This is a genomic window from Fontisubflavum oceani (assembly GCF_030407165.1).
Taxonomy (GTDB): domain Bacteria; phylum Pseudomonadota; class Alphaproteobacteria; order Rhodobacterales; family Rhodobacteraceae; genus Rhodophyticola; species Rhodophyticola oceani.
Map to the genome: position 1 here is coordinate 2,851,454 of NZ_CP129111.1, position 13,807 is coordinate 2,865,260.

Sequence of the window (13,807 nt, forward strand, 5' to 3'; positions counted from 1 at the left end):
GCGTGTTTTCAGGGGCTTGGCAAGGGAGCGTGCAGGTGACCGAGCAGATTTTAATCCGAGAAGATATCGGGGCGATTACACGGCTGACATTGAACAGCCCGGACAGTTTGAATGCGTTGAGTGACGCGATGCTGGCCCGATTGAACGAGGAGTTCTCGGCCCTGATGCATGACGCCGGCCAGCGCGTGGTGATCCTGCGCGGGACGGGTAAAGCCTTTTGCGCCGGGCATGACTTGAAAGAGCTGCGCACCAAACGGCAAGCGCCCGACAAGGGCGCCCGCGCGATCCGCGATCTCTTCGACCGCTGTACCGAAGTGATGCTGATGATCCCGCGCCTGCCGCAACCAGTCATCGCGCAAGTGCACGGCATCGCCACCGCCGCGGGCTGTCAACTGGTGGCCTCTTGCGATCTGGCCATAGCGGCGGACGACACACGCTTCGGTGTGAACGGCGTCAATATTGGTCTCTTCTGCTCGACGCCGATGGTCGCACTTTCCCGCAATGTGTCGCGCAAACACGTGTTCGAGATGTTGACAACCGGGCGCTTCATCTATGCCAATCGCGCGGCAGAACTCGGGTTGATCAACAAATCCGTGCATTCAGAAGCTCTGGAACAAGAAACGATGGAGCTGGCCGAAACGATCGCCAGCAAGCTGGGCAGCGCCGTCCGGATCGGCAAACGCGCGTTTTATGAGCAAATCGAGCAACCCATCGCCTCGGCCTATGCTCAAACCGGCGCGGTGATGGTCGAAAACATGCTGGAAGACGACACCGCCGAAGGCATTGCCGCGTTTCTAGAAAAGCGCGACCCGGACTGGAAAGACACCCCCTAACCTATTCTAAGAACAGGGATAATGGATGGTGCCTCGGCCTGCCGTGCGCGGCTATCTGGCAGGGCGGACCAAATAGCGATCGAGCCCGTTTCGAGTTATCCTTTACCGATCTGAAGCACCGAGACCTAGGCGACCTCCGTCTTCAGGCCCTGTAGATGGCCGTGAACTTGTCTTCCAGATAATCAAGAAGTGGCGCTTCGCTGATCTCTCCACCAATGGCGTGCTCGATCGTCTCGCGTGGCGACCGAAGTCCGCCATATTGCTGCAAACGCTCTTTCAACCAGCCCGTCGCCGCGCGCAGATCCCCGCACGCCAAATCCGTGTCCAGTTCCGGCAGATCACGCCGAAGCGCCGCGTGCAGGCATCCCGCATAGACATTGCCCAAAGAATAGGTCGGGAAATAGCCGATCAGGCCCGCGGACCAATGCACATCCTGCAACATCCCGTTTGACGGCTTGTCCACCGCCACGCCGAAATCGGCCTCAAACCGGTCATTCCAGGCCGCCTCCAGATCACTGACCGCCAGATCGCCCGCCAAAAGCGCGCGCTCTAGGTCAAACCGCATCAGAATATGCAGATTATAATGCACCTCGTCCGCCTCGGTGCGGATATATCCCGGCTGCACCCGGTTCACAGCGGCATGAAATGCCTCTTCGCCGTCGACATTCAGCGCGCCGAACCGGTCGACCATTCGGCCATAGAGCCAGCCGGTGAAGGCTCGGCTCCGCGCCAGTTGGTTTTCGTAGATCCGGCTCTGGCTCTCATGCACGCCCATCGACACGCCCTGCCCCAGACTGGTCAGGCGGAACTCCGGCGCGATGTTTTGTTCATAAGTTGCGTGGCCGACCTCATGGATTGTCGAATAGAGGCAGCCAAAGGGCTCACGCTCATCCACCCGCGTGGTGATCCGCACATCGGCGGCACTGCCTGAACTGAACGGATGCACTGCCTCGTCGATCCGGCCATGGTTGAAATCATAGCCAAAGGCCGCGGCCAATTCATGGGTCAGGGCAAGCTGCTGCTCTTTCGAGAACACCCCTTCAAGCGGCACCGGATCATAGCCGCTCTCAGCCACCGCGGCTCTTAATGCCACCAAGCGCGGCCGAAGCGCGCCAAACATCTCCTCCAACGCCGCGCCGCTCATCCCCGGCTCGTAATCCTGGAGCAGCGCGTCATACGCATCGCCATCGCCCGAAAGCGCCGCCGCCTCTTCCTGACGAAGCGTCAAGATCTCACGCAGCACCGGCAAAAACGACGCTACGTCTTCCTTGGCCCGAGCCTCGGCCCACACGCCATGGGCCAGCGCCGTGGCTCGAACGATGGCCGCCGATAGGTCCGCCGGCACTTTCGCCGCCCGGTCATACGCGCGGCGGATCAACCGGATCTGCGCCACATCCGCCTCTGTCTCTGGTTTGGCCGTCGCCAACCAATCGGCGACCCGCGCATCGACCCGACGGCTGTGCAGCACCCCCTCCAACGCGGCCAGTTCCTCGCCGCGCTGCGCAACTGCGCCCTCGGGCATCATAGTTTCCTGGTCCCAACTCAGCCGCCCCATGACTTGCGCCAAAGCTTCCGTCTGACGTTGAAACGCCGTGAGATCGTCCATCGCGCTCATGCGCCTGCTCCTCGAACCGATTGCGGCAAGGGGTACAAGCTGAGGAACCGGGCGCGCAGCACCAGAACCACCAACACGACCGCGCCGAACTGATGCAAAATCGCCAAATACCAAGGTGACGAATGCATGACCGTAATGATGCCCAACACCATCTGCCCCAACAGCATCACCGCCACCCAATCAAACGCCCGCTTGGTCGCGACAAGGGCCGAACGACGCGCCATCCACCAAACCGCGACACCAAAGATGAACAGCAGATAGCCGACGATCCGGTGGAAAAACTGCACCGTCCCGTCATTCTCAAACAGGTTCCGCCAAACCGGCTCCAACACCCACATATCCGGCGGTGTGAAGCCGCCGGCCATCAGTGGCCAGTCAATGAAATTCCGCCCCGCATCGATCCCCGCGACCAAGGCCCCGATGAGGATTTGCAGAAAGGTCAGATGCAAGACCCCGGTCGCCATCCCCTTCAACCGCTTATCGCCCGAGCGCCGCGCCTGCATCAGCGCCGCTTCGTCCCGACCAAGCGCCATCACATACCAAGCGATCAGCGCCAGGATCAGGAACGCCAAGCCCAGATGGATCGCCAACCGATAAGACGCCACGTCCAGCATCCCGGCTTCCAAGCCTGACGACACCATCCACCAGCCAATCGCGCCTTGCAGCCCGCCAAGCGCCCCCAAGAGCAGCAGCCGCCCGGTCCACCCCGTCGGCACATTCCGCGTCGCCAAAAGCCCAACAAATCCAAGCGCCCAAACCAGGCCAATCACCCGGCCCAACTGCCGATGACCCCATTCCCACCAATAGATCACCTTGAACTCGGCCAGGCTCATCCCCTGGTTCTGCAACTGATACTCCGGGATCGCCCGATAGGCCTCGAACTCCGCGTCCCAGGCCTCTGCACTCAATGGCGGGATCGCGCCCGACAGCGGCGCCCATTCGGTGATCGAAAGCCCACTATCGGTCAGCCGGGTCAGCCCGCCCACCGCGATCATCACCACCACCAGCGCAAAAAGCACCATCAGCCAGGCCCGGACCAACGCCCGCCCGCGCCCACGCCCGCCGCTCACGCCGCCCGGTGTCGCCGCCGGTTTCTGCGTCTCGCTCACCTCTTCGAAAATACTGCGGCTCATGCCTTGCGCCTCACCCTCTCACATCTTGCCGACAGAGCTATCCCAAGCCCCAATCGCCTTCAAGCAAACGCGGCACCCTGTCACGGCCCTTGGGCTTCTCTGCTTCCCAAATATCCCCGCCGGAGGCTCCCGAACTCAGCCAGGCCGCGCAATGCCCGGCGGCCTCTCTCCACGTCCCTCAAAGCCCATAAGCAGGCGCAGCCTGCGACCGCCGCCGGGCCAGGGCCCGTCGGGCGCGCATCACGGCTAATCCCGCCGCTTCTCCGCCCACCGCACCATTTGCCGCATCACACCGTGGAAAATCTGCACATCCGCCCGGGTCAACGGCAGCCGCCCCCAAAGATTGCGCAGATTGACCTTCATCCCCTCGGCCTTGGTCGAGGGAAAGAAAAACCCCGCCTCCTCCAGCCGCTCCTCGAAATGATCGCCCAGCTTCTCAAGCTCCAACCCGCTGGCAAACTCGGTCCCCGCCATCTCCATCACCTCAGGCGCCACATCCACGCCCTGCCGCCGCCATTCATAGGCGGTCAAGAGCACACATTGCGCCAGGTTGAGCGAGGGGAACTCCGGGTTCACCGGTACGGAAATCGTGGCATTGGCCAGAACGATATCTTCATTCTCCAACCCCGCCCGCTCCGGCCCGAAGAGCACGCCGACCTTGCCGCCCTCGGCCTGGATCGCCCGGGCCTGCTCCATGGCGCGCTCCGGCGTCACAATCGGCTTGGTCAAGCCTCGCGCCCGCGCCGTGGTGGCAAAGACATACGTGCAGTCGCGGATCGCCTCCGGCACGCTCTGGCAAAGCCCCGCCTGATCCAAGAGCCGCCCGGCCCCACTCGCCAGCGCGACGGCGCGTTCATTCGGCCAGCCATCGCGCGGGCCAACCACCCGCATCTGATCAAGGCCGAAATTCCACATCGCGCGTGCGGCGGCACCGATATTCTCGCCCATCTGCGGGCGGACCAAAATGAAAACAGGCTGGGTCATGGCGCTCGTCTAGTGCGGCCCCACCGGCCATGCAATCCCCCCATTGTTCGCGTCGCCCCCGCGCGCTATCACCCCGCAACGCGACGCCCGAGGACGCCCCCATGACCGAGACCCCGCAACTCTATCTGATCACGCCCCCAGCTTTCGAGCCGGAGGTTTTCGCGCCGCGCTTGGCCTCGGTCCTCGACCGGTTCGAGATCGCCTGCCTCCGCCTGACCCTGGCAAGCCATGACGAAACTCTAGTCGCTCGCGCCGCCGATGCGCTTCGCGAGGTGGCTCATGCCCGCGATGTACCGATTGTGATCACCGCCCATCTGCAACTGGTCCAAACTTTGGGCCTCGATGGCGTGCATCTGACCGATGCCGCACGGTCGGTGCGTAAGACCCGGAAAGAGCTCGGCGACGACCCGATTGTTGGCGCGTTTTGCAGCACCTCCTCCCATGACGGCATGTCGGCGGGCGAAGCTGGCGCGGATTACATCGCCTTTGGTCCCGTTGGCGACAGCGCCCTGGGCGATGGCAGCAAGGCTGAGAAGGATCTGTTCGCCTGGTGGTCGGAAATGATCGAATTGCCCGTGGTCGCCGAAGGCGCTTTGGACACCGATCTGATCGAAACTCTCGCGCCCGTCACCGATTTCTTCGCCATCGGTGAGGAGATCTGGCGCGAAGAGGATGCCAGTGCCGCGCTTACCCGTTTGACAGCGCCGCTTCGCTGACCCCCGACCGCACGGCCATCTCGCAGGCTCGTGCCAAAGCTTTGCGATCTGAAAAATCGGCCACATGCAGCGGCGGATAATAGGTCACATACACTGCACCATGGCGTGGCGTGGCGAGGATCTGCAGCAGGTTGTCCCCGAACTCCATATCGCCCCACCAGCCGTAGTACCGCGCCTCCGCTCCTGCCGGCGCAGCATAGCGCAGAGATACCGGCTGCACTTGCAAGACGTCCCGCAACCGATCTGTGAAGAACGCCGAGAAAAGCGTTGATTTAAAATCCAAAACGCGCTGCCCGTCGGTCGATGTTCCCTCTGGAAAGAACAGCAGCTTGTGGCCCGCGATCAAGCGATCCTCAAACACGGCCTGCTGCGTCCGGGCATCACCGCGCCGCCGATTGATGAACACCGTTCCCGTGCCCCGCGCCAGCCAACCAATCCCTCCCCAGCCCCGCACTTCGGCTTTCGCCACGAAATACAGCCGTTTGCAGGCATTCAGCACAAAAATGTCGAGCCAACTGACATGGTTCGACACATAGGCCCCCGGCCCGGTCATCGGCTGACCGCTGACATGCCGTGGCAAGCCAACCAACCAGCAGGCCCAGATACAGACAAACTGCGTGATATACGGCGTGACCGGTCGGGTCAGTCCAAAGAGCCAGCGCTCAGGCACCCGCAGCAAGAGGAGCAACGGAAAACAGATAGCCAAAAGCAGCAGAAGCGGCGCGCCCCGGCGCGCCACGCGCAACCACTCACGCGCGCCCAATGCGCGCGGCGGTGGCGGCGGGGCCTCGCCATACCAGGTGCTCACGCCGATGCGCCTTTTTGGTAGATCGCCCGATGCCGGTCAGACATCCGCGCCGTGTCCATAATCAAACAGACATCGACACAATTGAAGGGCCGGTCGATAAACGCACCGTCGCCCACAAACCCGCCAAGCCGCAAGTAGGCTTTGATCAAAGACGGGATCGCGCGCGTGGCCGCAGGGCGATCCAGTTGATCCTCTGGCACCAAATCCATGCGCAGAAACGCTTCGGCCCGGGCTCGAACACGGATATCGGTCGGTGCCAGGTGGCGATGATGCAAAAACGAAAGCGGTTGCGCCAAGGGTGCGATATCAGTGCCGTGGAATGACGCGACCCCAAACATCACCTCGATCTCGCGCGCCGATACATAAGCCGCCAATCCGTTCCAAAGATGCATCATCGCGCTGCCGCCGCGATACTCGGCATGCAAACAAGATCGGCCCAACTCCAACAACCGACGACCCGATCTCTTCAGCACCTGCAAATCATACTCATCTTCGGTATAGAATTGCCCGGCGGCCCGGGCCTGCGCATCGCCCATCAACCGATACACACCGACAACCTGATCACCCGCCGCACGGCGATGATCCAGCAACATCAGATGATCGAAATACGGATCGAACCGGTCCTGCTCCAACCGAGCCTGATGATCGACAAGCGGGCCATCGCCGCCCAATTCGCCCACAAACACCTCGTATCGCAAGCGTTGCGCGGCCCGAAGATCCTCCGCATCGGTCGCCAAACGCACCTCGAAATGACCGTCATCGATTTGCATATGCGTCCTCAGCCCTCGTCTCGCGCGGGTTTACCAAAGCCGCCTGCGAACGCAAGCATGCGCCCAGTCGGCACTTTGCCGCCGACCCCTGACATGTTAGGGTTTGGTTAACCATCCGGTTTTTACTGTAACGATTATCGCTCGAGCTTTACGAGAGGACGTCTATGATCAGCCCAACGCGCGTGCCGTCCATGACAACCTTTCCGGTATGCTCGAAATTCACAGTGATTTTGCCCCCGATATTTGACTGCACCTGCCCGCGCCCCCAATCGGACCGATCCGGGTGGCGGACAATCATACCCGGCTCCAAAATCGCATTTAGATCATCCGACATGTAGAGGCTCCGCAAATGGAGGACAGACCGATTTTTCCGCCCGAAGATGTGGCCGCGCTGGTTGGCTCGCGACTTTGCCATGATCTCGTGAACCCGCTTGGCGCCATTGGCAACGGCGTCGAGCTCCTAGGTATGACCGGCAGCACCGATGGCCCAGAGATGGCGCTGATCACGGATGCGGTCAAGGATGCCCTGGCCCGCATTCGATTTTTTCGGATCGCGTTTGGGGCGGCCTGCGCCGACCAAACGATCAGCCGCCGGGAAATCGATGACATCCTGTCTGGCCTGCACGCCACCGGGCGGCTGCGTGTCACGTGGACGCCGACTGAGGCAATGCCACGGCTGGACGTCAAACTCGCGTTTTTGATGCTGAACTGTGCCGAGACTGCCTTGCCGATGGGGGGCGACATCACCGTTACGCTAGGTGAGACGGGGCTGCATGTCACCGCCGAAGGGCCAAGGCTCACCGCAGACCGCGCGCTTTGGCAACTCTTAGAGCATCCATCGGAAACGGCGGATGTCCGCCCTGCGGAGGTGCAATTTCTTCTCCTGAGGGATACGGCCTTTGCCATCGGGCGCGGCCCGCGGGTGCGCGTCGGCGAGACCGGGCTCGACATCCAGGTCTAAGACAGCGGCACCAACCCGGCCCGGAACCGCCGCATATTCTGTCGGTAATGCTCGGCTGAGGCCAAAAGCCCTGCCGTCGCCGCCTCGTCAAGCGCCCGTACCACCTTGCCTGGTGCGCCCATCACCAAGCTGCCATCAGGGATCTCTTTGCCCTCGGTCACCAAGGCCCCAGCACCGACCAAACAGCCGCGCCCGATCTTGGCGCCATTCAAAACCGTAGCCCCCATCCCGATCAGCGACCCATCGCCAATTGTGCAGCCATGTAGCATCGCCTTATGACCAATCGTGCAATCCGCCCCGATGGTCAGAGGACAACCCGGATCGGTATGAAAAACGCAGTTCTCCTGCACGTTCGAGCCCGCACCGATCCGGATTTCCTCGTTATCCCCGCGGATCGTGCAACCAAACCAGACACTCGCGCCGGCTTCGAGCACGACCCGGCCAATCACATTCGCATCGGGCGCGACCCATGTATCCTCGGCAATTTCCGGGGCAATCCCGTCAAGCGCATAAATCATCCCCGGCCCTCCTCGAACTGGTCATGCAACATCCGCACATGCCCTTGCAGACCAGGTTGCTGCGCCTGCTTCAACCGCTCCGCCTCGACAATCTGTTTCAGTTTCGCTTCGGTTGCGTCCAAGTCCTCGTTGATCAGCACGTAATCATAGCCATCCCAATGGCTGATCTCATCCCAGCTTTTCTGCATCCGTTTCGCGATGGTCTCGGCATCGTCCTGCCCCCGCGCCTCCAATCGCCGTTTCAGCTCGGCTATCGAGGGCGGCAGAATGAAGATCGATAGGACATGATCGCGAAGCGCCGAGGTCTTGATCTGCTGCGCCCCCTGCCAATCGATATCGAACAGCACGTCACGCCCCTCATCGATGGCCTCGGCCACCGGCGCCAAGGGGCTGCCATAGAAATTGCCGAAGACAAACGCGTGTTCCAGCATGGCGTTGTCAGCCACCAATTTCTTGAACGCCATTTCGCTCAGAAAATGATAATGCTGCCCATCGACCTCACCTGGGCGCGCAGGCCGCGTCGTCGCGGAGATCGAAAAACTCAAGCTCGGATCCCAGGCCATCAACCTACGCGCCAGGGTCGTTTTCCCGGCACCCGAGGGCGAGGACAGGATGATCAGCAATCCACGGCGGGTTTGAAGCGGCATCTTTATTCCACGTTTTGAACTTGTTCGCGCATCTGATCGATCAGCACTTTCAGGTCAAGCCCGATGCGCGTCAGTTCGGTATCCGAAGATTTGGAACACAGCGTATTGGCCTCGCGGTTGAACTCCTGCATCAGAAAGTCGAGCTTCCGGCCCACCGGCCCCTCGGTCGTCAGTAATTCGCGCGCCGCCACCACATGCGCGCGTAGGCGATCAATCTCTTCGGTCACGTCCGCTTTCACCGCCAACAGCGCCAACTCTTGCGCCAGTCGCGACTCGTCCAGGCCCTCGGCCGCCTCGATCAGCTTGGCCACATTCTCCCGAAAAGCCTGGGCCGCCTTCTCCTGCCGAGCCACGGCACGTGTTGCGGCCGCCTCGATCAACTCGTCCATCTCGCCCAACTGCCGGGTCAGCACCGCATCCAGCGCAAGACCTTCATTGGCCCGCATGGTCTGAAACGCCGCCAAAAGCGCATCGAAATCCTCCAGCAACACCTCAAGAGCCGGTGGTTCTGGGTCCGCGCCGCGGGCATCATAAACGCCTGGCATCGCCAAAACATCTGTCGGCGTCGCCTCCGCAATCACCAAGCCAACCGCCTCTGCCGCCCGGGTCGCCTCCGCCATCGCGGCGAGCGCTGAAGTCAGTGCGGCTTGATCGACGGCCTGCGTCGCAGCGCCAGGCGCGCGCGCCAATTTCAACGAGAGGCTAACACTGCCGCGCCCAAGCGCCGCGCCAAGCCGTTTCCGCAAGGCGGTTTCAAGCGCGCCCATGCGCTCTGGCAAGCGCAACCGCAGGTCCAAACCTTTGGCATTCACACTACGCATTTCCCAGGACCACACCTGCCCCGGCGCACTTCCTTCGCGTACCGCATAGCCAGTCATTGAGTTAACCATTTAGGATTTTGTCCCCCATGCCCGTAGAATTTTATTCAGTTGTTAAGATTTGGGTAAGGATTTCGTGGCTAGCGTTAACACATTCTGTGATCGCTTCACAACGCGACGATCCCATTGGGAGGGCGTGAGATGAGGCGCGCGCGGTGTGGGATACAGACGGCGAGCGAGAATGTCGTTGCCCGCTGGCAGCGAAAGCATACGATGGCGCATCCGACGATACGTGACGTGATTGAGTACTGGGATCGTCTCCGGGCCTCTCGGGATGTGCCCAACCGGTCCGATATCGATACGCGCGAGATTTCGGAAGCCTTAAGCCATACCTTCATCCTTGATCGCGCCCGCCCAGACGCGGTGCGGTTCCGCCTTTCGGGAACCCATGTAAACGAGTTGATGGGTCTGGACGTCCGCGGCATGCCGTTCCATGCTATTTTTGAGCTGAGTGAGCGTAAGTCTTTGATGGAGCATGTGGAAACCGTCTTCACCGGACCGTGTCGTTTGGATTTGGGACTGATATCCGATGCTGAAGGGCGCGCGCCGCTGGATGGGTGGATGGCGCTTCTTCCCCTGCGCAATATCGATGGGGAAATCAGCCGCGCGCTTGGGGTGCTTGTCACCGAAGGGGTGATCGGGCAGCCCCCCGCCGCTTCCGCTTGCGTCGGACAAACGTGACACCCTTGCGCGCAGGCCGCCCCGCTCTGGGGACACAATATGATGGCGCATCGGGATTGGCCGAAGCCCCGGCCCCCTGGACACCACCACCACCGATCACATCTGACAAGAGACCCATTTTGCGGGTCGTCAAAGGCGGCAAGGACTAGCGATCTGACCACGCGCGATTAACCAATTCGCGATGGCCGCGATGTAAAGGTTAACACGCTAGCCGCCTCGCGGCTGACGGCATCCTCAATGCGATCGACACAAAAAAGGCTCGAAGCACGTCGCGGACCCCGAGCCTTCTGTCTCTTTCCCTCACGTTATCCGACGGCGCGTTTCGCCTCGCGACCGGCCGACAGCTCTTCGGCCACCAAGAAGGCCAATTCAAGTGACTGGCTGGCGTTCAACCGAGGGTCGCAGGCCGTGTGATATCGATCCGACAAATCCTCATCGGTCACCGCGCGCACGCCGCCAGTGCACTCGGTTACGTCTTTACCCGTCATCTCGAAATGCACGCCGCCGGGTACAGTCCCCTCGGCACGGTGGATCGCAAAGAACTCCTGAATCTCCTGCAAGATCGCGTTGAAGAACCGCGTCTTATAACCGGAGTTCGCCTTGACCGTGTTGCCATGCATCGGGTCACAGGACCAAACGACATTGGCACCTTCCTCCTGAACCGCCTTGATCAGACGGGGGAGATGCTCACCAACTTTACCGGCACCGAACCGCGCGATCAGGGTCAGTCGTCCGGCTTCGTTCTCCGGGTTCAGCCTCGCCATCAACACTTTCAAATCCTCTGCCGAAGTCGACGGCCCGCATTTCAGACCAATCGGATTTTGAACGCCGCGCGCGAACTCCACATGGGCCCCATCGGGTTGCCGCGTCCGATCCCCGATCCAGATCATGTGGCCCGACCCGGCCAGCGGCAGCCCGGTGGTCGAATCGACCCGCGCCAGCGCTTCTTCGTATTCCAGAAGCAACGCCTCATGGCTGGTATAGAAATCGACGGTCGAGAATTCATGGGTCGTCCCGCCATCGATGCCCGCCGCAGCCATGAAATCAATCGTGTCCTGAATTCGGGTTGCGATATCGCGATATTTCTCGGCCCCTGCCCCATCCGTGAAGCCAAGCGTCCAGGAATGCACCCGGTGCATATCGGCAAAACCACCGGTCGAAAACGCGCGCAGCAGGTTCAGCGACGCGGCTGCCTGCGTATAGGCCTGCAGCATTTTCGCCGGATCGGGAATCCGCGACTCGGGTGTGAAATCCAGCTCGTTGATGATGTCGCCGCGATAGCTGGGCAGCTCTACGCCGCCGACAACCTCGGTCGGGGCCGAACGTGGCTTGGCAAACTGGCCCGCCATCCGACCGACCTTCACCACCGGCACTTTCGCGCCATAGGTCAGCACCATCGCCATTTGCAGCATCACCTGGAACGTGTCGCGGATCGTATCGGCACTGAACTCGGCAAAGCTTTCGGCGCAATCCCCGCCTTGCAGCAAAAACGCCTCGCCGCGCGAGACAGCCGCCAGTTCCGATTTCAACCGCCGCGCCTCACCGGCAAAAACCAGCGGCGGATAATTCCCAAGCTGCGCCTCAACCGCGGCCAATGCCGCCTGGTCGGGATAATCCGGCATCTGAACCCGCGGTTTCGCACGCCAATCCGATTTGCTCCAGCCTTGTGCCGCTGTCATGACAGCCTCCTACATCGCTCACCGACACGCTTATAGGCATGTCCGGCGGTGCATCCAATGGCCTTTTTTTAGCGCTATCGGGGATTGCCAAGACTCGCAAATGGTGGTTTCGCTATCAAATCGGGCCGTCGATTGGCCCGGATGGGAGGAAGAAAGGGACCGGCGCATGCCCAGCCTGAAAAACGGCGTGCCGAACCAGCCGAAACGCTATGTGTTCGTGCTGCTGGACCAGTTTACCATGCTCTGCTTCTCCTGCGCGGTGGAGGCATTGCGGATCGCCAACCGCATGGCGGGCGAGACGCTCTATGAATGGTCCCTCGCTGGCGAAGGCGGCGAGATGGTCTATTGCAGCGCCGGGATTGGCTACAAGCTCGATCACGATCTCGAAGAGGTCGGGCGCGATGACATCGTTTTGCTCTGCGGTGGCATTGACGTGCAGGGGGCGACGAATAAGCGGCTTCTAAACTGGCTCCGCCGGGAAGCGCGCAAAGGGCCAGTCATCGGCGGGCTGTGCACCGCGGGCTACTCGCTCGCCAAGGCCGGGCTTTTGGATGGCAAACGCGCCACGATCCATTGGGAAAACCAAGACAGCTTCACCGAAGAATTCGAGGATGTGGCGCTGACCAAATCGGTCTTTGTGATTGATGGCAACCGGATCACGACGGCAGGTGGCACGGCCTCAATTGACCTGATGCTGAAAATCATCGCCACCGATCATGGCGAGGAGTTGGCCAATTTGGTCGCCGATCAGTTGATCTACACCTCGATCCGCACCGATCAAGACACCCAACGCCTCTCGATCCCAACCCGGATCGGCGTGCGCCATCCGAAGCTCAGCCAGGTCATTCGGATGATGGAGCAGAATATCGAAGACCCGATCAGCCCGTCGGTTCTGGCCAGCGATGTCGGCATGTCGACCCGGCAATTGGAACGCCTGTTCCGGCGCTACCTGAACCGCTCTCCCAAGCGCTATTACATGGAGTTGCGACTGGCGAAAGCGCGGAACCTCCTGATGCAGACCGATATGAGCGTGATCAATGTGGCGCTGGCATGTGGCTTTGCATCTCCGTCGCATTTCTCAAAATGCTATCGGGCGCATTACGACACGACCCCCTATCGCGAGCGCGGATCGCAGGCCGCGCGCCTATCGGGTTAGAACAGCGGCAAAAACACGTTGATATCGGTGTTAAATCCCATACGGATCGCCACCAAATCATCACCTCGGTCGTGCAGAAGCAAATGCACATAGATATAATTGAACTCATTGTCCCAATAGGCGATGATCTGCTGCTGGAATCCATTCGACATGGAGCCATCTTGCATCACGGCCCCGTCCACAAAATCATTGGGATAGAACCCGCGCAACTGGGCCTCGACCGCGATGACATCTTGTGGCGACATCTCATCGCTTCCGCCAAAAGCGGCCAGGAGTTCCGACACCGCGCGAGACATGACCAACCTGTCCAAGGTGGCGCGCATGGCATCATAATCGTCGAAGACGCCAGGCGTCCGGTCTTGCGCGAGCGCGGAAACCGGCATCACCGCCAAAAGCGCCGCAAAAATCAGCCGCCCGATCGCAGACAT

Annotated in this window: 16 protein-coding genes; 5 read left to right on the plus strand and 11 right to left on the minus strand. The window is 61.1% G+C overall.

From position 1 onward, the window contains the following. Window positions 1-35: 35 nt before the first annotated feature. Window positions 36-833 carry an enoyl-CoA hydratase gene (locus QTA57_RS14535; RefSeq protein ID WP_290152147.1) on the plus strand — a complete coding sequence of 266 codons (798 nt, stop codon included), beginning with the start codon at window positions 36-38 and terminating at the stop codon, window positions 831-833. Between the two features lie 142 nt (window positions 834-975). Here the strand turns inward: QTA57_RS14535 and QTA57_RS14540 are convergent, their stop codons facing one another. The 3 genes from QTA57_RS14540 to QTA57_RS14550 form a co-directional block, all read right to left on the minus strand. Next, complete coding sequence (locus tag QTA57_RS14540) at window positions 976-2,448, minus strand: carboxypeptidase M32 (protein WP_290152148.1); 1,473 nt, start codon at window positions 2,446-2,448, stop codon at window positions 976-978. Further along, entirely contained in the window at window positions 2,445-3,581 is a 1,137-nt protein-coding gene (gene ctaA, locus QTA57_RS14545; protein ID WP_290152149.1) for a heme A synthase, read from the minus strand. The genes QTA57_RS14540 and ctaA overlap by 4 nt, the downstream gene beginning before the upstream one ends. A gap of 246 nt (window positions 3,582-3,827) precedes the next feature. Then, entirely contained in the window at window positions 3,828-4,565 is a 738-nt protein-coding gene (locus QTA57_RS14550; RefSeq protein ID WP_290152150.1) for an RNA methyltransferase, read from the minus strand. A 101-nt stretch (window positions 4,566-4,666) separates the two neighbouring features. Here QTA57_RS14550 and QTA57_RS14555 point away from each other — a divergent pair, with 101 nt between their 5' ends. Then, a complete protein-coding gene (locus QTA57_RS14555) occupies window positions 4,667-5,281 on the plus strand; it encodes a thiamine phosphate synthase (RefSeq protein ID WP_290152151.1) in 615 nt (204 codons plus the stop codon). Here the strand turns inward: QTA57_RS14555 and QTA57_RS14560 are convergent. The 3 genes from QTA57_RS14560 to QTA57_RS14570 form a co-directional block, all read right to left on the minus strand. Further along, window positions 5,253-6,089 (minus strand): lysophospholipid acyltransferase family protein, encoded by an 837-nt coding sequence (locus tag QTA57_RS14560; RefSeq protein WP_290152152.1) that lies wholly within the window; start codon window positions 6,087-6,089, stop codon window positions 5,253-5,255. The two genes, QTA57_RS14555 and QTA57_RS14560, sit on opposite strands and share 29 nt — an antisense overlap. Continuing rightward, window positions 6,086-6,859 carry a GNAT family N-acetyltransferase gene (locus QTA57_RS14565; protein ID WP_290152153.1) on the minus strand — a complete coding sequence of 258 codons (774 nt, stop codon included), beginning with the start codon at window positions 6,857-6,859 and terminating at the stop codon, window positions 6,086-6,088. The genes QTA57_RS14560 and QTA57_RS14565 overlap by 4 nt, the downstream gene beginning before the upstream one ends. A gap of 148 nt (window positions 6,860-7,007) precedes the next feature. Beyond that, window positions 7,008-7,193, minus strand: a complete 186-nt coding sequence (locus QTA57_RS14570) for a DUF3553 domain-containing protein (RefSeq protein WP_290152154.1) — start codon at window positions 7,191-7,193, stop codon at window positions 7,008-7,010. Window positions 7,194-7,208: 15 nt separating this feature from the next. On the opposite strand from QTA57_RS14570, the gene QTA57_RS14575 reads away from it, so the two are divergent. Then, window positions 7,209-7,820, plus strand: coding sequence for a histidine phosphotransferase family protein (locus QTA57_RS14575; protein ID WP_290152155.1), 612 nt, complete (start codon window positions 7,209-7,211; stop codon window positions 7,818-7,820). Here the strand turns inward: QTA57_RS14575 and QTA57_RS14580 are convergent. The 3 genes from QTA57_RS14580 to QTA57_RS14590 are packed head-to-tail and all read right to left on the minus strand — an operon-like array spanning window position 7,817 to window position 9,875. Then, a complete protein-coding gene (locus QTA57_RS14580; protein ID WP_290152156.1) occupies window positions 7,817-8,338 on the minus strand; it encodes a gamma carbonic anhydrase family protein in 522 nt (173 codons plus the stop codon). The two genes, QTA57_RS14575 and QTA57_RS14580, sit on opposite strands and share 4 nt — an antisense overlap. Next, window positions 8,335-8,985 (minus strand): guanylate kinase, encoded by a 651-nt coding sequence (gene gmk, locus QTA57_RS14585; protein WP_290152157.1) that lies wholly within the window; start codon window positions 8,983-8,985, stop codon window positions 8,335-8,337. Before gmk ends, QTA57_RS14580 begins: the two co-directional genes overlap by 4 nt. Before the next feature lie 2 nt (window positions 8,986-8,987). Next, window positions 8,988-9,875, minus strand: coding sequence for a YicC/YloC family endoribonuclease (locus QTA57_RS14590; RefSeq protein WP_290152158.1), 888 nt, complete (start codon window positions 9,873-9,875; stop codon window positions 8,988-8,990). A gap of 129 nt (window positions 9,876-10,004) precedes the next feature. On the opposite strand from QTA57_RS14590, the gene QTA57_RS14595 reads away from it, so the two are divergent. Then, complete coding sequence (locus tag QTA57_RS14595) at window positions 10,005-10,544, plus strand: PAS domain-containing protein (RefSeq protein WP_290152159.1); 540 nt, start codon at window positions 10,005-10,007, stop codon at window positions 10,542-10,544. 305 nt (window positions 10,545-10,849) lie between these two features. On the opposite strand, the gene QTA57_RS14600 is transcribed toward QTA57_RS14595, so the two are convergent. Further along, the gene (locus QTA57_RS14600) at window positions 10,850-12,223 is read right to left on the minus strand and encodes a class II 3-deoxy-7-phosphoheptulonate synthase (RefSeq protein ID WP_290152160.1); all 1,374 of its coding nucleotides are present in this window, start codon (window positions 12,221-12,223) and stop codon (window positions 10,850-10,852) included. 166 nt (window positions 12,224-12,389) lie between these two features. Here QTA57_RS14600 and QTA57_RS14605 point away from each other — a divergent pair, with 166 nt between their 5' ends. Further along, window positions 12,390-13,379: a GlxA family transcriptional regulator gene (locus QTA57_RS14605; RefSeq protein WP_145209266.1), complete on the plus strand. Its 990-nt coding sequence runs from the start codon at window positions 12,390-12,392 to the stop codon at window positions 13,377-13,379. Here the strand turns inward: QTA57_RS14605 and QTA57_RS14610 are convergent. Beyond that, window positions 13,376-13,807, minus strand: coding sequence for a hypothetical protein (locus QTA57_RS14610; protein WP_290152163.1), 432 nt, complete (start codon window positions 13,805-13,807; stop codon window positions 13,376-13,378). The two genes, QTA57_RS14605 and QTA57_RS14610, sit on opposite strands and share 4 nt — an antisense overlap.